We start from the raw sequence: 21709 nt of genomic DNA, 5'->3' as shown, positions 1-21709 counted from the left end.
TAGTTGATTGGAGCGGGTGTGCGAGAATCCTGCGGGAATAGCGAGTGCCCTACGTTCCAATCAACGTCCAAATTTGTACAAGCAAAAAAAGATAGACCATTCTTAAACAGAATGGTCAGTTTGTAGACAAAAGGGGTTCGGAATTAAAAAATTCTGAACCCCTTTTGAAATTCCCTTTGAATTTTCGCCTAAAGTTTAGAGATTGGGGCTCTACGAGCCCACTATGTTAGGCCATTTTTGGACCTTGCCATGTCCAATTGGCCATCTTCTTTAAATTAATGGCAGCGAAAGTAAGCATCGCCTGCATCGACAATTTTTTAAGTCCCCTTAAAGTAGTCCAACGCATACCATGCTTTTCTTTTGCATCTGCGAATACACGCTCAATCGTTTCTTTACGTTTTGCATATATAGGTTTTACATCTTGATGATGACGCAGATGATCTGCTTCTTCCACATGTGTTTGCCAGATATGCCGTGTCACCACTTTTTGACAGTCTTTGCTTTCTGTACACCGAGATAAAAATGAGCATGTTGTACAAATTTGTTTTGGCGATTTGTACTCGCGATAGCCCTCTTTATTTGTTGTTGAGTACTTTAAAGTTTCGCCCGAAGGGCAAAGGTAACAATCAAAATGTTCATCGTATACATAGTCCTGTTTGCGGAAAAATCCTTCTTTGGTGCGAGGACGTGTATAAGGTAAAGCCGGTATGATTTCTTTGTTAAATAGGTAGCTTGTAATCGCTGGTGTTTTATAAGCTGCATCTGCGGCAACGGCTTCCGGTTTTCCAACTTTCTCAATCACTTGTTCAACTAGTGGCTCTAAGATCTGACTGTCATGTGTATTTCCAGGTGTTACAATCGTTCCCAATACAAAACCGTTGCGGTCTGCGGCCGCGTGGAATGAATAGGCAAACTGTTTTGTTCGTTCATCTTTCACATAGTAGCCACTCTCAGAATCCGTTGTACTTTCTTTAATCTCTTTGGTCTCTTCTTTATCAAATTTATCTGGTGGAAAAGGCTTTTTTCCATGGTTTTCACGATCTTGATTGATTTCTTCTTGAAGACGTCCTTGATACGCTCGTGTTTCTTTACGAACGATTTTCTTTTCAAATTTCCGTTTATTCGCACTGGCTTTCACATGTGTGGAATCCACGAAAACGTGTTCAGCACTTATTAACTTTTTATTAGCAGCTGTCATTAAAATGCGATAGAAAATCTGTTCAAACAGATCTGTATCTTTGAAGCGTCGCTCATAATTTTTCCCGAACGTAGAGAAATGAGGTACTTTATCATGGAAACCATAGCCTAAGAACCAACGGTAAGCCATATTGGTTTCAACTTCTTCAATCGTTTTACGCATGGAACGAATACCGAAGGTATATTGAATGAAAGTCAGTTTAACTAAAATAACTGGATCAATACTTGGGCGTCCTACCTCTGAATACATATCTTTCACCAAGTCATAAATGAAAGTGAAGTCAATGGCAGCCTCCATTTTACGAACCAAATGGTTCGGTGGCACCAATTGATCTAAAGTAATCATTTCAAGTTGATCTCGCTGAATAGAATCATGTTTAGAAAGCATCCTCATCACCTCAAGTTTTAATACTTCTATTTTAAAACAAACATGACTCCAGGCAAAAGTGTTCTATCTAAAAGGTAAGACAAAGTTGATTGGAACGGAAGGTACGAGACTCCTGCGGGAAAAGCGCGTCTAGGGGAGACCCCGCAGGCGAAAGCCGAGGAGGCTCCCCGACCGCCCGCGGAAAGCGAGTGCCTGGAGTGGAAATCAACGTCCAAATTGTACAAGCCATAAAAATAGACAAACTCGATTTTCATCGAGTTTGTCTACAGTCTGACCATTCTTAAACAGAATGGTTTTTTTGTTTTAAAGGGAATAGGGGTAATTTTGGGAGAAGCGTAACTGAATAAATGTTTCTGCACTATAACATAATAATTTAAGACATCTAATATATGATGCAAAACAAATTGGTTTCACAAATGGTTACCTTTTATGCAATAAATTGCTTTTATAATGGATGAGGAGTGTAAGTATGGAAGGTCATGAGAAGCAAAATAAAGATGTAAGCGTGTGGTGCTTGATCAGTATGGCATCGATTCCATTGGTTATGACACTTGGAAATTCAATGCTTATCCCGGTTTTGCCCATTTTCGAGGAAAAGGTGGGGATATCTTCATTTCAATCAAGCATGGTGATAACAAGCTATTCCGTTGCATCCATCTTTTTAATTCCCATTGCTGGTTATTTATCAGATCGATTCGGACGGAAAATGGTCATTCTGCCAAGCTTGATCCTAGCCCTTATCGGTGGTTTGATAGCTGGTTATGCGTCATGGAAAATGGAAAATCCCTATACATGGATCATCATTGGGAGGGTATTGCAAGGGATTGGGGCGTCTGGGGCCTCGCCCATCATTTTGCCTTTGGTGGGGGATTTATACAAAGATGATGATGAAAAAACGAGTTCTTGTTTGGGAATCATAGAAACCTCGAATACGTTTGGGAAAGTGCTTAGTCCAATATTAGGTTCCCTGTTTGCTGCATTTATCTGGTTTTTACCATTCTTCTCGATTTCATTCTTCAGTTTAATATCTATTGTTTTGGTCTTTTTCTTTATAAAGGTACCAAAGGAGAAGGATGAGCCGAAGAAATTCAAGGATTTCTGGCATGATACGAAAAAAATATTCAAGAAGGAAGGAAAATGGTTATATACGGTTTTCCTGATTGGTGTCTTTGTCATGTTGGTTTTGTTCGGTGTTCTTTTCTTTTTGTCTGATAATCTGGAAAAAATCCATGATTTGCATGGAATCAAAAAAGGTTTAGTGATAGCGATCCCGCTATTTTTTCTTTGCGTATCTTCTTATGTTGCAGGGAAAAAAATCAAGGGGGAATTACCGATCATGAAAAAGATCATCATGATCAGTTTAGCTGTCCTTTCAATCAGCCTTGTATTTGTCGGTTTTACTAAAAACAGGGTCGTCCTTCTATTGGTAATAACAAGCTTGGTGGGCATAGCAATTGGTGCTTTATTGCCGACACTCGACGCAATCATCACTCAAAATATAGAAAAGGAACAGCGGGGGACGATAACCTCCTTCTACATGTCATCAAGGTTCATCGGCGTTGCGGCAGGCCCTCCGGTCATGTCCCTTGTCATGAAAAATCATATCAATATGACCTATATCATTTCTGGGATCATTGGTATAGGCATCGTATTGATTGTTATGAAATTCATTAGTTCAGACAAAAAAGAAGCTGCTGCCTAATCGGCTTCAATACATCTCAAAAAAGCCGGGCTTTCCCACGGCTTTTTTTTGTGAATTGGGAAATTTTTTTGGCATGTGGTTATAGGGAGAGGGTTGTCACATAAAATGTACAAGTCATGAACTAGCTCGAAGGAGTGATGCTTTTTGAGTGTACATTTACTGCTAAGTTACTTTTTCTTAGGACTTACCCTTGCAGCACCGATCGGTCCGGTGAACTCCGCTCGCATCGATAAAGGAATCAAGAACGGGTTTTGGCATGCCTGGATCGTTGGGGCAGGGTCGATGATCGCAGATGCCTTGTTCATGATTTTAGTATATGTAGGAATGGTGCGGTTTTTAGAAATCCCGATCGTCCAGATATTTCTTTGGCTTTTTGGCGGATTTGTGCTTATTTATTCCGGGGTCGAAAGTATATTACGGGTCAATACGATATTATTAAATGAATACAGGAATAGAGATTCTTTAATTTCCTGTTTTTTTACTGGGTTCATCATGTCCGTGACCAGTCCATTGTCCATTTTATTTTGGTTGGGGATATATGGATCTGTTTTAGCTAAAACGGCTTCAAGTTATGGGACATCCCAACTCTTCATTTATAGCGGGATGATCTTTCTAGGTCTTACTTGCTGGGATTTTTTTGTAGCGGCATTAACGAATGGATTTCGCAGGTTCTTAAATGAAAAAAGCTTAATGGCCATTTCGATCATCTCTGGATTATCATTGGTCGGCTTTGGGGTTTATTTTGCTTATCAAGGCATTTCTGCCACCCTATCTTAAAGGAGAATGCTTCAGGTTATTACATAGGGTATTTGAAAACTTCTTCCTTGCATAATTCATTGTGTCATTATCAACACTATGAATGATGGAAGGGGGTAATGTTATGACAACAAAAGCCAATTGCAGTTCAGCGAAAGGAAAGGCTGGTCAAGATTCCAATGCATCCGGTGAACAACAGGGCGACATGAAATGGTGGCAGCTATCATTGGTCGGGGTTGGCTGTACGATCGGGACAGGGTATTTCCTCGGATCGACCATAGGGATTAAAACGACGGGGCCATCCATTGTATTTTCATTTGTATTGGCTGCACTGGGTACCTATATCGTTTATAATCTGCTTGCCAAGATGACGGCTGCCGATCCTCAAGAAGGTTCTTTTTGTTATTATGCCAATAAAGCATTTGGACGATGGGCGGGCTTTAGCTGTGGCTGGAATTATTGGTCCTCCAATATATTGATCATGGGAAGCCAGCTTACTGCGCTTTCGCTATTATCTCAATTTTGGTTCCCGAAAGTGCCGCTTTGGCTATTTGCATCCGGTTTTGCCATTGTTTCAATCGTGGTGGTATTGCTGGGAACAAAAGGGTTCGACAGGGTGGAAAACATCCTTGCTGTAATTAAGACAGCAGCAATCGTAATGTTTATCATCATTGCAATATGTGCCGTTTGCGGCTGGTTCGGTCTTGCTGGAGCGAAACCGCCATCATTTCCGAATACGTTCGATGAATTATTCCCAAAAGGGCTAAAGGGGTTTTGGACATCCCTTATCTATGCCTTTTATGCGTTTGGCGGCATTGAGGTCATTGGATTGATGGCGATGCAGCTTAAAAAGAAAGAAGATGCACCAAAGGCAGGGACGATCATGCTCTTGGTCCTTACCATCATATATGTGGTTTCATTGGGATTAGCCGTAACCATGATTTCGTTAGGGGCATTCAGTGAAAAAGAAAGCCCATTCGTTTCGGCATTGGACAGTTATCACCTGACATTTTTCCCGCACGTTTTTAATGGTGCGATCATCATTGCCGGTTTCTCGACGATGACCGCTTCACTATTTGGTGTAACCAATTTATTGGTAACGCTATCCAATGATGGGAATGCACCCGCATTATTCATGCAAAAGATCAAGAAATTCAAAGATCTTCCGCTGCCGTCACTGGGGCTTGGGGCCTTAGGTCTTTTAGGATCGATCATCACTGCCTTGCTCCTGCCAGGAAAGATTTATGAATACATTACAACATCTGCTGGTATATTGCTTTTGTATAACTGGGCATTCATCATTCTTTCTTCATTCAAAATCTTGGAAAATAAGATGTGGAGTAAGATTACTGCCGTTTTCGGACTGCTTTTAATTTTAGCGGCAGTAAGTGGAACACTTCTTGAAAAAGAGATACGTCCAGGATTTTTCATCAGCCTTTTATTCATCGTGATCATCGGTCTTGCCGCTGTTTTCATGAAGTTCAAGGTATGGAATAAGAACAAGGCAATGGCCGCAAAAGCGAGTAAATCAGGACTCGATTAAAAAAGGAACTCGACTATTCAAAGTCGAGTTCCTTTCGATTTGGCGCTAAATTTCAATGATTATTGGAAGGATCATTGGTTTTTTCTTAGTTTGATTAAAGAGATATTGCCCCAGTTCCTTCTTAATGGTTTGTTTAATGATGTTCCACCGGTATATTTTTTCACTTTGTAAGTCGTTGACCGTTTTCGTGACAAGACGATTCACATTTTTAAGGAGGTCCTCGGAATTTTGAACATATACAAATCCACGGGAAATGGTATCGGGTCCTGATACTATTTTTCTTTCTGTCTTGCTTAGTGTTATGACGATGACGAGCATTCCATCTTCGGAAAGCTGCTTACGGTCCCGCAGAACGATTTCTCCTACATCCCCGACGCCAACACCGTCGACAAAGGTATTGCCGGCAGCCACCTTTCTTGTTTGACGGGCAACGGAGTTTTCAATATCCACCACATCACCATTATTGATGATGAAAGTATGATCCTTCTCCACCCCGACAGACTCAGCTAACAATCGATGCTGGTGCAGCATCCGATACTCACCGTGAATCGGGATGAAATACTTAGGTTTCATCAGGGTTAGCATGAGCTTTAACTCTTCCTGATAAGCATGTCCTGATACATGCATGCCCGTCACAGTCCCAGAACCGTAAATGACCTTGGCACCCAGTTGAAACAGGTTGTCGATGATACGTGAAACATCCCGTTCATTTCCGGGTATTGGTGTGGAGGCAAGAATCACTGTGTCATCAGGCAATATGCTCATATCCCGATAATTCGAACTGGAAAGGCGGGAAAGGGCGGCAAACGGCTCTCCTTGACTTCCTGTACATAAAACCGCGACCCTTTCAGGAGCATAACTATCGACCTCTTGTGGTTGGATAAGCATCCCATCAGGAACCTCGAGATAGCCGCGTTCAATGGCAACGGTTACGACGTTCACCATGCTTCGTCCAATCAGGGCCAGTTTCCGGTTTGTCTTCAGTGCAGCGTTCACAACTTGTTGAACACGATTGACATTTGAAGCGAATGTCGAAAGGATGACTTTCTGTTTTGCCTGCATGAAGGCCTCTTCAATATGGCTGCCAACCAGATGCTCCGAAGGACTTGAGCCGGGACGCTCTGCGTTCGTGCTTTCCGATAGTAAAACGAGGACACCTTCACTCCCAATTTTGGCCATTTTATGAATATCGGGATACTGATCATTCATCGGAGTCAAGTCAAACTTGAAGTCCCCTGTATGAACGACCGTGCCTTCCGGCGTATGCATGGTGACTCCGAGGCAATCGGGAATACTATGATTCGTTTTGAAAAAGTCCAGAACCATTTCCCCGAATTCCAGCTTTGAATCCGAATTGATCTGGATTAATTCCGTATCACCCAAAAGGTTATGTTCTTTTAACTTCAATTCAATCAAACCAAGTGTTAAACGTGTGGCATAAATGGGCACATTCAATTTTTTCAAGAAATAAGGGATACCGCCAATATGATCTTCATGCCCATGAGTCACAATCAAAGCGCGTATCTTCTCCTTATTCTCCTGAAGAAAGGAAATATCAGGAATGATCAAATCGACTCCTAATAAACTTTCATCAGGAAACTTTGCACCACAATCAATAATGACGATATCGTTAGAATATTGAATCACATACATGTTTTTACCGATTTCATTCACTCCGCCCAGAGCCAATATGGACAAAGCATTCTCTTTCACACTCAAGTAGATAGACCTCCCTTTATTATGATAAGGATAGTGTTTCCTTAGGTCGCTTTTATAAAACCAACTCTTTTTTAAAATCAGGGGCAATTCAAAAAGCCATAAAAAAAACACCTGCCGCTTTCGGTAGGTGCGTATCTTCAATCTTATCGGCTCAAGCAAGAATGGATGCTTTCTTCAAAAGCCTCCATGTATGCTTGGATCTGTGAAGCATATCCAGTTTTCAAAGTGGAAAGCAGACTTTCTATCAAGAATTCTCGCGGTTTGTCTGACTGCATCAGCTCATCTTGGATGAAGTCGACCAATTCAATGGCTCTTCTTCGATCTTCATCGCAAGGAATAGCTTTGTTTATCGCTTTTTTCAATTCCGTGGTGGAATGAAGCAAATCATTATGGCAAGCATCAAGCTGGTTTGTGAATTTTGGAAACCACGTATCCATTAATTCCGGATCAATGATCTGTTCCCCGCTTTCAGCCACTTCATTGACTAAATGGACAATGCGATTCATGCAATATCGGATAATTTGTATGTCCGGTGTACCGGCGGGATTAGCACGGTAACTAAAATGGCTCATGTGGGTCATCATCGAATGAAAGATAATGACGCTATCTAAAAGATAGGGTTTTTTACTTTCACCGAAGATATCGATAAAACGGTTATACATCCAGCGTAAGCTCAACAATAGCGTCTTATTGATGAATTGTTTTAACTCTTCATCATTGGAAACACGGACTTCTTCGATCAGGATAAGCAATTTGCTTTGCTTGTTCACCATCAATTGCAGTTCGAGCTGCCTGATGAAAATTTCAATATCGGCGGAATCTTGACCAATCAACAGTTTTTCCCGTTCATGGCGGATCTTTGTATAAAAGGAGCGGAAAATGGCTATAAATAATTCACCCTTCGAAGGGAAATAATTATAAAATGTACCTTTTGATATACCGCTGCCGTCTAAAATGTCCTGAATGGACGTCGCTTGGTAGCCTTTGTCAATAAACAGCTTATGAGCCGTATCGATGACATTCTGCCTTCGGTTGTTCATCATATCACCTTATTTTCATTATACTGCTTGTATAAATTTAATCGTACTCTATTTTTCATCACAGCACAAACCCTTATTTAAACCAGTAAATTTTTATTGCAAAAAATGAACTAGGGGTATATTATTGATTTTGTGAGATTGGAATATACCGCTCGTATAATTAAATGAACCAATAGTTTGAATGGAGGAATAGATAAAAAGTGAGTACTGCACAAATAAATGAGAAAAAGGGTTCGTATGGCATTTTGGCCATACTGATGGTCGGTGCGTTCATATCGATACTGAATTCAACCCTTTTAAATATTGCACTGCCATCAATCCAAATAGACCTGGGAATCGAGACTTCCACAGTCCAATGGCTGACAACGGGCTACATGCTCGTGAACGGAATCATGATTCCGACAACTGCCTTCTTAATAAGAAAATATTCGGTGCGTAATCTGTTCCTGACAGCCATGCTCCTATTCTCAATCGGGACGATCGTTGCAGGTGTAGCGCATGTATTCCCGCTATTATTGAGCGCACGTATGGTTCAGGCTGCCGGTTCGGCAATCATGATGCCATTATTAATGAACGTACTTTTAACTTCTTTCCCTGTTGAAAAACGGGGCTCGGCAATGGGACTATTCGGTTTGGTCATGATGTTTGCCCCTGCAATCGGGCCGACGCTTTCAGGCTGGATCATCGAACATTATGATTGGAGAATGCTATTCCATTTCATTACTCCGCTAGCTTTACTAGTGCTTATTTTCGGCTTCTTTAAACTTAAAGACCACAAGGAAAAAGTCGATATCTCAATTGATAAAATATCGGTCATCCTTTCAAGCTTAGGCTTCGGCGGTTTGCTTTACGGATTCAGTTCGGCAGGCAGCAAGGGTTGGGATAGCCTAGAGGTATACGGAACACTGATTGTCGGTGCCATCTCCCTGATCCTTTTCATAACACGCCAGCTTAAAATGGAAACACCAATGCTTGAGTTCAAGATCTTCAAGCACCCGATGTTTGCTTTATCCGCAACGATCTCAATCGTACTGAACATGGCGATGTTCTCGGGGATGATCTTAATTCCGATGTACACACAAACAGTACGTGGCATTTCACCATTCGATTCTGGATTACTGATGCTTCCAGGTGCGTTATTAATGGCCCTCATGTCACCGGTTACCGGTAAGCTTTTCGATAAGTTCGGTGCCCGCATCCTTGCTTCAATCGGTTTGCTTATCACCGTGGTAACTACGTATTTGCTAAGTAAATTATCAATGGAAACTACGTATACAGAAATTATAATCCTGTTTTCCGTTCGCTCCTTCGGGATGTCAATGTCCATGATGCCGATCATGACAAATGGTTTGAACTCGCTGCCAGCCCGCATGAACCCGCACGGTACAGCCATGAATAACACACTGAACCAAATTTCCGGTGCGATCGGTACGGCATTGCTCGTTACGGTCATGTCTAACCGTGCAGCTTCTACTGCCGAAGATTTAATGACGAAAGCGATGAGCAAATTAACAAGCCAGCCCACCGCTGAGATGATGGGCCAAATGAAAGCCCAAATCGGGATGCAGGCAATGCTGGATGGAATTAACTTCTCCTTCTTTGTATCTACCTTCATTGCCGGTGTGGCGTTGATTCTGGCATTATTCATTAAGCGTGCTTGGCCGGCTGAAGAAAAACCAGCTGTGAAAAAAGATCAAACCGCTTAAATGAAACAATAAAAGGCCCTATGCCACCTGAATCGTTCAGGCAGCATAGGGTTTTTCTATGATTTAAGGCCCGTAACGGAATGTAATGCAGGCTGCTGCGGAATGAAGCCAAAGGATGAATAAATGGATGAAGGCAGGAATAAAAGGTGTGAAGGCAGAAATGATCAGATGCAGGATGAAAAAATGGGTGAAGGCATAAAACGTATAATTTACTTATAGTCAACATAGTATTTTAGAGGTTTTTTTAAAAAATAGATCGGGGTTCAAAATGACGAATCCGATCCTGGGAGTGAACGGAGATGGAAATTCGGATTAATCAAATTGAGTTGAATGGACTCACGTTTCAATATCGGGAGTGCGGGGATGTTTCTGCACCACCGCTTGTTGTTCTTCATGCGCTGGGAAAAAGTTCGGAATCATGGGACCAAGCGGCTGCCGCATTAGGAGAAAGTTATCGTGTTTTAGCTTTAGATCAACGGGGCCACGGTGGGAGTGCGAGAACGAATACATATACTTTTGAATCGATGCGTGATGATTTGCTTCATTTTGCGGATGCGCTTGATTTGGGAAGGTTTTCGCTAATGGGGCATTCCATGGGGGGGACGGTTTCCTATCTTTTCTCGCAAAATTTTCCTTCGAGGATAGAAAGGTTGATTGTCGAAGACACGCCGCCTCCTTTCTCGGATAAACCAATGGAGGTTCCTTCCAGGCCTTCTGTTCCACTGCCGTTTGATTGGCAGGTAGTGCCTTCGATTCTACAGCAGCTTAATGAACCCGATCCCGAATGGTGGGCACGCCTCACCGATATTATGATGCCGACGCTTGTTATCGGGGGCGGGGCCAGCCATATTCCCCAAAATAAATTGCAGGAGGTATCCGAGCTTATCCCCAATTGCGAATTGGTGACGATAGAGGATGCCGGACACTTTGTCCATGAAGATGATTTACCTGCTTTCTTGTCTGTCGTAAAAAGGTTTCTTTCCAAAGGGCAGGCGCTTTAAGGCGATAGGAGGGTTGCCGGTGCAGCCCTCTTATTTCTGCTTAAAATGGTTTATTTTAAAGACGGCATTCACCGATTTATTATTAAGGATTTCCAGCAGCTGTTCAGCCATATAGTCAGCGCTATATTTAAAGCCAGTGTTGACCCATTCGATGATCATGCCCAATATCGCATATGCTTGGTAAATGGAGGCAAGTTCTTTATTGATCTTAGGGTTCGGCCGGTAATCTTCCAGGTCCTCCACTGGAAGTTTCCTCAACTCATTACAAATCCGTTCCAATAATGTAGGCCATGCATTCGACTTTAGGATGAGGGTATAAATGTTTGCATGGTTAGCTACATGTTCAAATATTTTGATGACCGAAGCCGTTAGTTCATTGATGGTGAAAGTTTTGGCGTTCTTATAAGGTTCCCGGTAAGATATGATCAAATCGGCAATTACATCCTCCATGACCTCTTCAAGCAGTTCCTCTTTGTACTGATAGTGTTTATAAAATGTACCCCGATTAAGGTCGGCGAGTTCTACAATATCAGTAATCGATATCTCCCTGAAATCCTTACTTTGCATTAAAGAAATGAGGGATTCTTTCAAAGCCATTTTGGATTTCCTGATCCTTCTATCAATACCAGTATTATTATCAGTCATTTTCTTCATCCTTTGTTCGTTATTGTGCTTTTAATAAACATAATGATCACTTTCTGTTCATTAACCAACATTGAGGACAGCATTTGCTGATTGTATAAGCCTACTGAAACTAATTATACTATAAAGGAAGGTAGATAATGAACATCTGTACAATAAGTAATGCTTCACTAGAATGAATGGGGGAGTTCAAATGAAATTACAAGACAAAGTTGCCGTTGTGACAGGAGCAGCATCAGGCATGGGGAAACAAATTGCCATAGATTATGCTCGAGAAGGAGCTAAAGTCGTCGTATCGGATTTAAACCTTGATGGTGCGAACGATACGGTGGAAGAAATAAAAGCGAATGGCGGAATGGCCTTTGCCATCAAAACGAACGTAGCGGTGGAGGAAGATATTCAACATTTGATCGATACCACGGTCAGTACGTATGGAACGGTGGATATTTTGGTGAATAACGCGGGTATCATGGATGGCATGGAACCTGCTGGAGACATTGAAGATTCTAAATGGGATCGGATTTTTGCCATTAACACGACAAGCGTCATGCGTTCGACTAGAAAGGTGATGCCGATCTTTTTAGAAAAACAAAAAGGGGTCATCATCAATATTGCTTCTGCTGGCGGTTTGTACGGTGCCCGGGCTGGTGCGGCTTACACTGCCTCTAAACATGCAGTCGTTGGTTTCACTAAAAACACGGGCTACATGTATGCCAATAAAGGGATTCGCTGCAATGCTATAGCACCAGGCGGAGTAGAAACCAATATTGGTTCCAGCATGACGAATATCAATGAGTTTGGCTTCTCTCGCCAACAACTGGGTATGGCTATCAATCCACGAAACGGCAAACCTGAAGAAATCGCTAAAGTGGCATTATTCCTTGCTTCAGACGATTCCAGTTTTGTTAATGGTACTGTCATCACGGCAGATGCTGGTTGGAGTGCATATTAAGCCATGAATTAAAAAAGAATCCATGCATTCCTGCCAGTAAGCAGGGATGCATGTTTTTCTGAGTGGAGCCTTGGCAGGATATTTGGAGGGGGATTGTGGTTAGCCAGCAATTTCCATGAGGGAGGTTTTGACTTCATCGGGTGATTTCAATCGAAAGTGGATTAGTGGGGGCTGGATAGTTCCGCTACTATCCAGTTTTTCTCAAAAAGAATTATGCTATCAATTGGATTTAAAAGATAAGTTGAACTCTGAAATCTCGGAAGCAAAATAGGTTCCCTGAAAAAATCCACTTTCCTTATGAAATAGAATCATTGAGTGATCCATTAGTTTGCTGCGGTACCTCGCAAACAATCTATTAATGTTCGTGAGAATATTGAAGGACTTTCTGACGGACGTAATCAAGGTGCTTGTACATTTGGCTGAATGCTTCATGTGGATCATGTGCTGCAAGTGCAGCATAGATGGCTTTATGATACTTCACAGTCAGTTCCCGTTCCCTGAATTGAATCAAGCTATTTATTTTATTATGAGTGATCAATAAGGAATCGATCATGCCTTCAATGATGGGATTGTTCGCACTTAAAGCGATGATCTTATGGAATTCTTTATCGGCCTCTCCATAATCGTTGTCTTCACTATTGGCAATCGTGTCAATCGTAACTTGCAGTTTCTCCAGTTGCTCGTCTGTGATCTTCTCGGCAGCCATTGTTACCAATCCCAACTCCAAAGCCATTCGCGCTTCGATGATCGCTGGTAAATTATCCGTAGCCAGCGCAAGCATGACAGAGAATGGATGTGTACCGATTTTATCGTTAAAAAAGGTTCCTTCACGCGTTTTCCGTGTAATGACCCCTAGTGTATCAAGGGCACTGAGCGCCTCACGTAAAACAGGCCGGCTTACTTCAAGTTCTTTCATAAGCTCCATTTCAGGAGGCAGTTTGTCGCCCGCTTTCATTTGGCCAGTAACGAGCAGATGCACGATTTGATCCACGACTTGTTGTGAAAGAGTGTTGCGATGTACCGATTGTACGCCTAATTTCTTTGACGATTCTTCCATTGTGTAACCCCTTTTCTGTAACTTCCTATATGTATTCCTACTGTAAGACTAATTATATAATATAATACACTTATTTGCATGTAGACCTATGTCCAAAAAAAGTAAAATGCGCCGCTCTAAAGAGAGGGACGCACGCATTGTTGGTAAAAAATCATCTGACAAGGCAAGGTGATTTTGGATTGAACTTCCATCCGGAAACCAAGTATTGCATAGCCATCGAATCATCACGGGCACCAAGTCCTTTTTGTTTATAAAGCTGATGTGCCTTCTCGATTTGTTCCATATCCACTTCAATTCCAAGTCCGGGTTTGGAAGGGACATCGACCATTCCGCCGACAATTTTAAAAGGTTCTTTCGTCAAACGCTGCCCATCCTGCCAAATCCAGTGGGTATCGATCGCAGTGATTTTTCCAGGTGCGGCTGCAGCAACGTGTGTAAACATGGCAAGTGAAATATCAAAGTGATTATTCGAGTGTGATCCCCAAGTCAAGCCCCAGTCGTTACACATTTGAGCGACACGGACGGAGCCTTGCATCGTCCAAAAATGCGGATCGGCAAGAGGAATGTCCACGGATTGAAGTTGAATGGAGTGCCCCATTTGCCTCCAGTCCGTTGCAATCATATTCGTAGCGGTTGGAAGGCCCGTTGCGCGCCTGAATTCCGTCATGATTTCCCGGGCGGAAAAACCATTTTCCGCTCCGCATGGATCTTCCGCATAAGCCAAAACATGATGTTGATCCCGGCAAAGTTTAATCGCATCCTCAAGCAGCCAGCCGCCATTTGGGTCAAGGGTGATCCTGGCTTCAGGGAAGCGTTCCGCAAGTGCCGTCACCGCTTCGATTTCTTCTTCCCCGCGCAAAACCCCGCCTTTCAATTTAAAATCATTGAAACCATAGCGAGAGTGGGCGGCTTCTGCCAAGCGGACAATCGATTCGGGTGTCAGCGCTTCTTCATGACGGAGGCGAAGCCAGTCATCTTCCGCTTCAGGTTCGCTTAAATAACCAAGATCTGTTTTATTGCGGTCACCTACATAAAATAAGTAGCCCAGCATTTCCACTTTATCACGCTGCTGTCCTTCGCCGAGAAGGGCTGCGACCGGAACACCTAAATGTTGGCCAACTAAATCAAGAAGTGCCGCTTCCAATGCTGTTACGGCATGAATGGCAATCCGAAGATCGAACGTCTGAAGGCCGCGCCCTCCAGCATCCCGGTCCGCAAACTGCTTGCGGATGGTATTTAGAATGTTGTTGTATGTCCCGATGGACTGGCCGACAACCAATTCTTTAGCATCTTCGAGTGTCTGGCGGATTTTTTCGCCTCCAGGAACTTCACCTACACCCGTATTACCCGCATTGTCTTTTAGAATGACGATGTTCCGGGTGAAATAAGGAGCATGGGCACCACTCAAGTTCAGAAGCATGCCGTCATGGCCCGCAACTGGAATGACGCTCATTTCTGAAATTACCGGTGTGCCAATTTTTACATTATCTTTTAGCAATTGATTGTTCATGATTTTTTCCCCCTGCCAGAATATTTAGTTTACTATGACTTTAACTCTACACGTTTAATTTCACCAACTAGGAATAAATAACTTAAAATCGCGACAAGAGCATTAGCACAAACGAAGACTAGCGCACCATTGAACGACCCTGTCGTGGCAATGATATATCCGATGATAATCGGTGTTGTAATGCCGGCAATGTTACCGAATGTGTTGAAAAGCCCGCCGCTGACACCTGACATTTCCTTTGGAGAGGTATCGGCCACTACCGCCCAGCCGAGTGCCCCGAATCCTTTACCGAAAAACGCAAGGGCCATAACGAAAATGACAACCCATTCCGTATCTACATAATTTGCTGCCACCAAGCTCATCGATAGAATCATCCCAACAACAATTGGCAACTTTCTGGCGACAGTCAATGAGAATCCCTTCCGTAACAAGAAATCCGAGAATGTCCCTCCGAGAATGCCGCCAAAAAACCCACAAATGGCCGGAAGGGAAGCGACGAATCCAACTTCAAGAATGGTCATGCCCCTTTCTTGTACTAGGTACACAGGAAACCATGTCAGGAAAAAGTACGTTAACGTCGTAATGCAATATTGTCCGAGATAAACACCTAACAGCATGCGATTTGATAATAGCTGCTTTATATGATTCCAGTTGACGCCTTTCTTTTCCTCCTTATTTGTACTGGTTTGATCCATATTGATCAAAGCGCCGCCCGCTTCGATATATTCAAGCTCAGCTTGGTTGATGCGTGGATGTTCCTTTGGGCCATAAATCGTTTTCAGCCAGATGAAAGCAACGATGATTCCTAAAGCCCCCATAAAGAAGAAGACGTATTCCCAACCGAATTTATACGTAATGTAACCCATGATCGGTGCAAAGAGAACGGTTGCAAAATACTGGGCCGAATTGAAAGTGGCAGCCGCGGTTCCGCGTTCATGGCTTGGGAACCAGGTGGCAACGATGCGGCTGTTGGCCGGAAAGGAAGGGGCTTCTGCCAATCCAACTAAGAAGCGCAGTCCGAACAATACCATGACAGCCGTTCCCGCAGAACCGAAAAAACCGAGAAACCCTTGTAAAAGCGTAAAGGTAGACCATAACGTGATACTCCAAAAATAAACTTTTTTCGAGCCAAAACGGTCTAAAAGCCATCCGCCTGGAATTTGTCCAGCTACATAAGACCAAGCGAAAGCGGAGAAAACATAGCCCATCATGACTGAATCGAGGCCAAGCTGACCAGACATGTCCGTACCCGCAATGGATAGCGTCGCACGATCCGCATAATTCAGGGCTGTAACCAAAAAGAGCATAAAGACAATGAACCATCGTGTGCGTGTTTTTTTCTGGGCACTTGGCAGTTTAGGAGATGGTTGGAAAACTTTTTCTTCAGCGTTCATATACTCACTTCCTTAATCGTATTTTATTATATTTTCTAATTGATACCGCTTACAATGTTAACTGTTTCCTCCTTCGTGAAAATTCTTAATATTTAGTTTTGTCCAATGGTAAGACAAATAAAATTGTTTGTCAATGGCTTTTTTTCTTAAAAGTTTTTTCATTTTAGCTCCTTCATTATCGTGTTTTTTTGTATATATTAGAAGCGAAATTATCGAAGGATGAAGTAGTGCTTCATTTTTCAGAAAATAAAAAAAATACGATTGACCAGATGGTGTATTTGTCTTACAATAAAACAATAATACACAAGGGGGAATAAAAAATGAATAAGATTCGCAAGGCACCTAAAGGAATTCTTGGATTTCCCGTGGCACCATTCACAACGAGTAATAAGCTTGATGAACAAGCACTCGCCCAAAATATCCAATTTTTATTAGATGGGGGACTAGAAGCTATTTTCGTGGCATGTGCAGCAGCGGAATATCCATCGTTAAGTAAAGAGGAATATGAAGCGATGGTCGAGGTAGCCGTATCCGTCACCGCTGGAAAAGTACCTGTATACACAGGGGTAGGCGGGAATATCCAAACTTCCCTCGAACTTGCCAGAATATCTGCGGAAAAAGGGGCAGATGGTTATTTAATATTACCTCCATATCTCGTTACTGGAGAACAGGCAGGTCTGTCGGCTTATTTCAAAGCCATCGCAGAGAGTACAGACTTGAATTCCATCGTATATCAGCGTGATAATGTGGCATTTTCACTTTCAACTTTGGAAGCGCTTGCTGAGGTCCCGCAGGTGGTCGGCGTCAAAGACGGTCTGGGCAATATGGAGTTGAATGGACTCCTTACACAAACCTTCGGAAAACGTTTCGGCTGGCTGAACGGAATGCCGCTTGCGGAAGTTACCATGTCGGCCTACGTTCCACTTGGCTTTGATTCCTATTCATCGGCGATATCCAATTACATCCCGCATATCTCACGAAAGTTCTATAATGGCATCTTGAGCGGAGATCAAGAAACGGTCAATGAAATTTACCAGCAGGTCATCATGCCGATCAACAATATTCGCCGTCAGCGAAAAGGGTATGCCGTTTCTCTCATTAAAGCAGGTATGGAGATTATGGGAATGCCGGTTGGGCAAACAGTCAGATTACCGATTCTTCCGGTGGAAAAAGAACATTATGCAGAAATGCAAACGATATTAGAGAATGCCTTAGATCGTTTTCCAAAAGAAACACCAATTCTATCAATCTAATAAGGGTGGGGATTATATATGATAACTACAGTTCAAACAAAAACGTATCTTAACTATATTAATGGTGAATGGGTTGCTTCCATTTCAAATGAAGTTGAAAAAAGTTTAAACCCGGCAGATAAACAGGCAATTGTCGGTTATGTACAAAAATCCACTAAGGATGACTTGAACCTGGCAGTGGAAGCAGCGAAAAAGGCGAAAGATAAATGGCGCAAACTAGCTGGTTCAGAGCGCGGGGAGTATCTGTATAAAGCAGCGCAAATTCTTGAAAAGCGGATTGATGAAATCGCAGAATGTGCAACACGGGAAATGGGCAAGACATTTGCTGAAACAAAAGGGGAAACGGCACGCGGTATTGCAATCCTGAAATACTATGCAGGAGAAGGGATGCGTAAGGTGGGGGATGTCATTCCATCCACCGACAGTTCAGCACTTATGTTCACGACGCGCGTTCCGCTTGGTGTAGTCGGCGTCATTACACCTTGGAATTTCCCGATCGCCATCCCAATCTGGAAGATGGCTCCTGCCCTCGTATATGGGAATACGATTGTGGTGAAGCCAGCCACCGAGACGGCGATCACCTGTGCGAAAATCATGGAGTGTTTTGAAGAAGCCGGTTTCCCGGCGGGTGTTGTCAATATGGTTACAGGGCCGGGCAGTGTCATAGGGCAGGGCATCGCCGATCACGAAGATATAAACGGGATTACCTTTACCGGCTCAAACGGAGTCGGAAAAAGGATTGGACAAGCGGCGTTAGCACGCGGAGCGAAATACCAGCTTGAAATGGGCGGGAAAAACCCGGTAATCGTTGCAGCGGATGCGGATCTTAACCTGGCTGTAGAAGCAGTCATTACAGGTGCGTTCCGTTCAACGGGGCAAAAATGTACCGCTACAAGCCGTGTCATCGTTGCAGCTGAAGTTTATGAAGAGTTCAAGCAGCTGCTGGTGAAAGAAACGAAAGGCATTTCCATCGGGGATGGATTGGACAGCGGGACATGGATGGGACCATGTGCTAGCGAAAGTCAATTGAATACGGTTCTTTCCTATATCGAAAAAGGAGTGGAAGAAGGTGCTGCACTTCTAATTGGCGGGAAGCGTGCTGAAGAAGGCCCTCAGGCAAATGGCTTTTATGTAGAACCGACGATTTTTGATAATTGTACGTCAGATATGACAATTGTACAGGAAGAGATTTTTGGTCCGGTGATTGCCTTATTGAAAGCTGATTCAGTTGAAGAAGCCCTGCAACTTGCGAACAGCGTGGAATATGGCCTTAGTGCTTCGATTTTCACAGCCAATATCAAACATTTACTTTCATTTGTTAATGATATGGAAGCGGGATTGATCAGGGTCAACGCCGAGAGCGCAGGCGTTGAATTACAGGCGCCATTTGGCGGCATGAAAAACTCCAGCTCCCACTCCAGGGAACAAGGAGAAGCCGCAAAAGAGTTTTTTACTTCCATTAAAACGGTGTTTGTCAAATAAGGGAAAAAAACAGTATTTCTGAAAATTACCGACACGTGTATGTTTAGTGATGTCTGTTTGCTTTTTTAGAATGAAGGAGTGGTAAAGTGGATACGAAAACGCAACTGACGGAGGTACCGCTTTATATTAAGGTGAATGGGATCGACAATGTCGCCATCGTGGTTAATACGGGAGGCTTGGATCAAGGAACCGTATTCCCTTGTGGGCTTGAATTGAAAGAAAGAGTGCCACAAGGCCACAAGGTGGCTTTAATGGACATAGTCGAGAATGAAGCCATCATACGCTATGGGGAAGTTATCGGTTATGCGGCTAAATCAATCAGTAAGGGCTGTTGGATTGACGAATCACTGGTGATACTTCCGTCTTCTCCGGATTTAAAGGAATTGCCGGTAGCAAATGATATTCCGAAAACTTTACCCCCGCTTGAAGGGTATACATTCCAAGGATTCCGCAATGAAGATGGCAGTGTTGGAACCAAGAATATATTGGGCATTACAACAAGCGTCCAATGTGTAGTGGGCGTGCTGGATTTCGTCGTGAACCGGATAAAAAAAGAGCTACTCCCGAAGTATCCCAATGTTGATGATGTTTTCGCCATAAATCACAACTATGGATGCGGAGTCGCTATCAATGCACCGGAAGCGGTCATTCCCATTCGCACGATACAGAACCTTGCGAAACACCCGAATTTCGGCGGGGAAGCCTTGGTAGTTGGATTGGGGTGTGAAAAACTGTCTCCAATTAGAATAAACCCAAGCGGGGACGATTCAGATATCATATCGCTTCAGGACCAGCAGGGATTTACGGGAATGGTCCAATCCATTATGGAAATGGCCGAGGAACGTTTAATCAAGTTGAACCGCCGGCAGCGGGAGACATTTCCGGTTTCCGAATTAGTCATCGGTACCCAGTGCGGTGGAAGTGATGCATTCTCTGGTGTCACAGCTAACCCTGCCGTAGGATATGCTACAGATCTGTTAGTCAGGGCAGGGGCAACCGTTCTATTCTCTGAAGTCACAGAAGTACGGGATGCGATTCATCTATTAACGCCTCGTGCAGTGAATGAAGAAGTGGGGAGAGCTTTAATAAAGGAAATGGATTGGTATGATAACTATCTTGCATTGGGTGATGCCGATCGAAGTGCCAATCCGTCGCCTGGAAACAAAAAGGGCGGGTTGGCCAATGTAGTGGAAAAATCATTAGGCTCCATTGCCAAATCCGGAGGCAGCCCCATTTCAGGCGTTTTGGCTCCAGGTGAAAAAGCAACGGAAAAAGGGCTGATTTTTGCCGCTACACCAGCTAGTGACTTTGTTTGCGGAACACTGCAGCTTGCTTCCGGCATGCACCTTCAAGTTTTTTCAACTGGAAGAGGCACACCTTATAATCTCGCAATGGCTCCCGTCATCAAAGTATCTACACGAAATACATTGACCGAGCAATGGAAAGATCTGATCGATATAAATGCTGGAACGATCGCTACTGGTGAAGCAACCATAGAGGAAGTCGGGTGGGAAATATTTCACCTTATTCTGGAAGTGGCCAGCGGTAAAAAGAAAACCTGGGCAGAGCATTGGGGCCTGCATAATGATTTGGCACTGTTCAATCCTGCGCCAATTACCTAATAATGAATGAATTGAAGGACTTCCTTTTAGAGGGGGTCCTTTTCTTGTTGGTCCAAATTTTACAGTTGCATTATTTTTCCTCCAGAAAAGAGGACCGCCGGACTATTGGAAGAAGTTATTAATGAAGGAATGATTTACATCAGGTTGATACTGAAGTAAATATGAGGGGGAATCGCATGGTCACATTCAGGAATGCGACGGCAGAAGACTTAAGTGAAATCGTACGGATGCTTGCGGATGATGCATTGGGGAGGGAGAGGGAGCGGTATGAAAACCCGCTTCCTGACAGCTATCTAAAAGCATTTGAATCCATAGATGCAGATGAAAATAATGAATTGATCGTTGCTTGTCTTGGTGAGGAAATCATTGGGGTGCAGCAAATCACGTTCACGCCTCATATTACCCATCAAGGCGGCTGGAGGGCTACGATCGAAGGGGTTCGGACGGCATCTGCAGAACGGGGGAAAGGCATTGGCAGCAAGTTGATTCAATATGCGATTGACCGTGCAAAGAAGCGGGGCTGCCATCTCATTCAACTCACGACCGATAAACAGCGGGAAGAAGCGCTGCGATTTTATGAACGGTTAGGATTCAAAGCCACTCATGAAGGCATGAAAATGAAGCTTTAATTCACGGTCTTTTATCCCCTTTTTTTGTGCACGACAATTCGGCTGGCATTATATGTTAAAATTATTTGTGAGATAGTAATAGATGTATATAGGAGTTAAAAACTGATGAAAGGGTG

17 protein-coding genes are annotated in these 21709 nt (G+C 43.3%); 10 read left to right on the top strand and 7 right to left on the bottom strand.

Annotated features, from left to right (window positions below):
• Positions 1-226: 226 nt before the first annotated feature.
• Positions 227-1585 (bottom strand): IS1182 family transposase, encoded by a 1359-nt coding sequence (locus MHB45_RS18200; RefSeq protein ID WP_072272405.1) that lies wholly within the window; start codon positions 1583-1585, stop codon positions 227-229.
• A gap of 469 nt (positions 1586-2054) precedes the next feature.
• On the opposite strand from MHB45_RS18200, the gene MHB45_RS18195 reads away from it, so the two are divergent.
• The 3 genes from MHB45_RS18195 to MHB45_RS18185 all read left to right on the top strand — a co-directional run bounded on the left by MHB45_RS18195 (position 2055) and on the right by MHB45_RS18185 (position 5586).
• Complete coding sequence (locus tag MHB45_RS18195) at positions 2055-3287, top strand: MFS transporter (protein WP_034309678.1); 1233 nt, start codon at positions 2055-2057, stop codon at positions 3285-3287.
• A 144-nt stretch (positions 3288-3431) separates the two neighbouring features.
• Positions 3432-4064, top strand: a complete 633-nt coding sequence (locus MHB45_RS18190; protein WP_048683353.1) for a LysE family transporter — start codon at positions 3432-3434, stop codon at positions 4062-4064.
• Positions 4065-4248: 184 nt separating this feature from the next.
• Complete coding sequence (locus MHB45_RS18185; protein WP_226990450.1) at positions 4249-5586, top strand: amino acid permease; 1338 nt, start codon at positions 4249-4251, stop codon at positions 5584-5586.
• A 45-nt stretch (positions 5587-5631) separates the two neighbouring features.
• On the opposite strand, the gene MHB45_RS18180 is transcribed toward MHB45_RS18185, so the two are convergent.
• Positions 5632-7305 (bottom strand): ribonuclease J, encoded by a 1674-nt coding sequence (locus tag MHB45_RS18180; protein WP_048683360.1) that lies wholly within the window; start codon positions 7303-7305, stop codon positions 5632-5634.
• Between the two features lie 143 nt (positions 7306-7448).
• Entirely contained in the window at positions 7449-8345 is an 897-nt protein-coding gene (locus tag MHB45_RS18175; protein ID WP_053087388.1) for a TetR/AcrR family transcriptional regulator, read from the bottom strand.
• A gap of 257 nt (positions 8346-8602) precedes the next feature.
• Between MHB45_RS18175 and MHB45_RS18170 the strand changes: the two genes are divergently transcribed.
• Entirely contained in the window at positions 8603-10051 is a 1449-nt protein-coding gene (locus tag MHB45_RS18170; RefSeq protein ID WP_048683419.1) for a DHA2 family efflux MFS transporter permease subunit, read from the top strand.
• Positions 10052-10350: 299 nt separating this feature from the next.
• Positions 10351-11052, top strand: coding sequence for an alpha/beta fold hydrolase (locus MHB45_RS18165; RefSeq protein ID WP_048683364.1), 702 nt, complete (start codon positions 10351-10353; stop codon positions 11050-11052).
• Between the two features lie 30 nt (positions 11053-11082).
• Here MHB45_RS18165 and MHB45_RS18160 read toward each other — a convergent pair whose 3' ends face one another.
• On the bottom strand, positions 11083-11697 hold the full coding sequence (locus tag MHB45_RS18160) for a TetR/AcrR family transcriptional regulator (protein WP_161922240.1): 615 nt from the start codon (positions 11695-11697) through the stop codon (positions 11083-11085).
• Between the two features lie 190 nt (positions 11698-11887).
• Between MHB45_RS18160 and MHB45_RS18155 the strand changes: the two genes are divergently transcribed.
• Complete coding sequence (locus MHB45_RS18155; RefSeq protein ID WP_202186360.1) at positions 11888-12646, top strand: SDR family oxidoreductase; 759 nt, start codon at positions 11888-11890, stop codon at positions 12644-12646.
• Between the two features lie 355 nt (positions 12647-13001).
• Here the strand turns inward: MHB45_RS18155 and MHB45_RS18150 are convergent, their stop codons facing one another.
• The 3 genes from MHB45_RS18150 to MHB45_RS18140 form a co-directional block, all read right to left on the bottom strand.
• Positions 13002-13703: a FadR/GntR family transcriptional regulator gene (locus MHB45_RS18150; RefSeq protein WP_034309657.1), complete on the bottom strand. Its 702-nt coding sequence runs from the start codon at positions 13701-13703 to the stop codon at positions 13002-13004.
• Between the two features lie 151 nt (positions 13704-13854).
• Positions 13855-15213 carry a glucarate dehydratase gene (gene gudD, locus MHB45_RS18145; RefSeq protein WP_048683375.1) on the bottom strand — a complete coding sequence of 453 codons (1359 nt, stop codon included), beginning with the start codon at positions 15211-15213 and terminating at the stop codon, positions 13855-13857.
• A gap of 32 nt (positions 15214-15245) precedes the next feature.
• Positions 15246-16607 carry an MFS transporter gene (locus tag MHB45_RS18140; RefSeq protein WP_161922241.1) on the bottom strand — a complete coding sequence of 454 codons (1362 nt, stop codon included), beginning with the start codon at positions 16605-16607 and terminating at the stop codon, positions 15246-15248.
• Between the two features lie 320 nt (positions 16608-16927).
• Here MHB45_RS18140 and kdgD point away from each other — a divergent pair, with 320 nt between their 5' ends.
• From kdgD to MHB45_RS18120, 4 genes are all read left to right on the top strand, one after another.
• Positions 16928-17860, top strand: a complete 933-nt coding sequence (kdgD, locus tag MHB45_RS18135) for a 5-dehydro-4-deoxyglucarate dehydratase (protein WP_072273459.1) — start codon at positions 16928-16930, stop codon at positions 17858-17860.
• Positions 17861-17878: 18 nt separating this feature from the next.
• Positions 17879-19342, top strand: a complete 1464-nt coding sequence (gene gucD / locus MHB45_RS18130) for an alpha-ketoglutaric semialdehyde dehydrogenase GucD (RefSeq protein WP_048683383.1) — start codon at positions 17879-17881, stop codon at positions 19340-19342.
• An 86-nt stretch (positions 19343-19428) separates the two neighbouring features.
• Positions 19429-20964: a galactarate dehydratase gene (gene garD / locus MHB45_RS18125; RefSeq protein WP_072273458.1), complete on the top strand. Its 1536-nt coding sequence runs from the start codon at positions 19429-19431 to the stop codon at positions 20962-20964.
• Between the two features lie 176 nt (positions 20965-21140).
• Positions 21141-21593: a GNAT family N-acetyltransferase gene (locus MHB45_RS18120; protein WP_048683389.1), complete on the top strand. Its 453-nt coding sequence runs from the start codon at positions 21141-21143 to the stop codon at positions 21591-21593.
• Positions 21594-21709 lie beyond the last annotated feature (116 nt).

Source organism: Peribacillus sp. FSL K6-5616 (genome assembly GCF_038008245.1).
Classification (GTDB): Bacteria; Bacillota; Bacilli; order Bacillales; family DSM-1321; genus Peribacillus; species Peribacillus frigoritolerans.
Note: the sequence above shows the minus strand (reverse complement) of the source record. Positions and strands in the feature narration are given on the sequence as shown.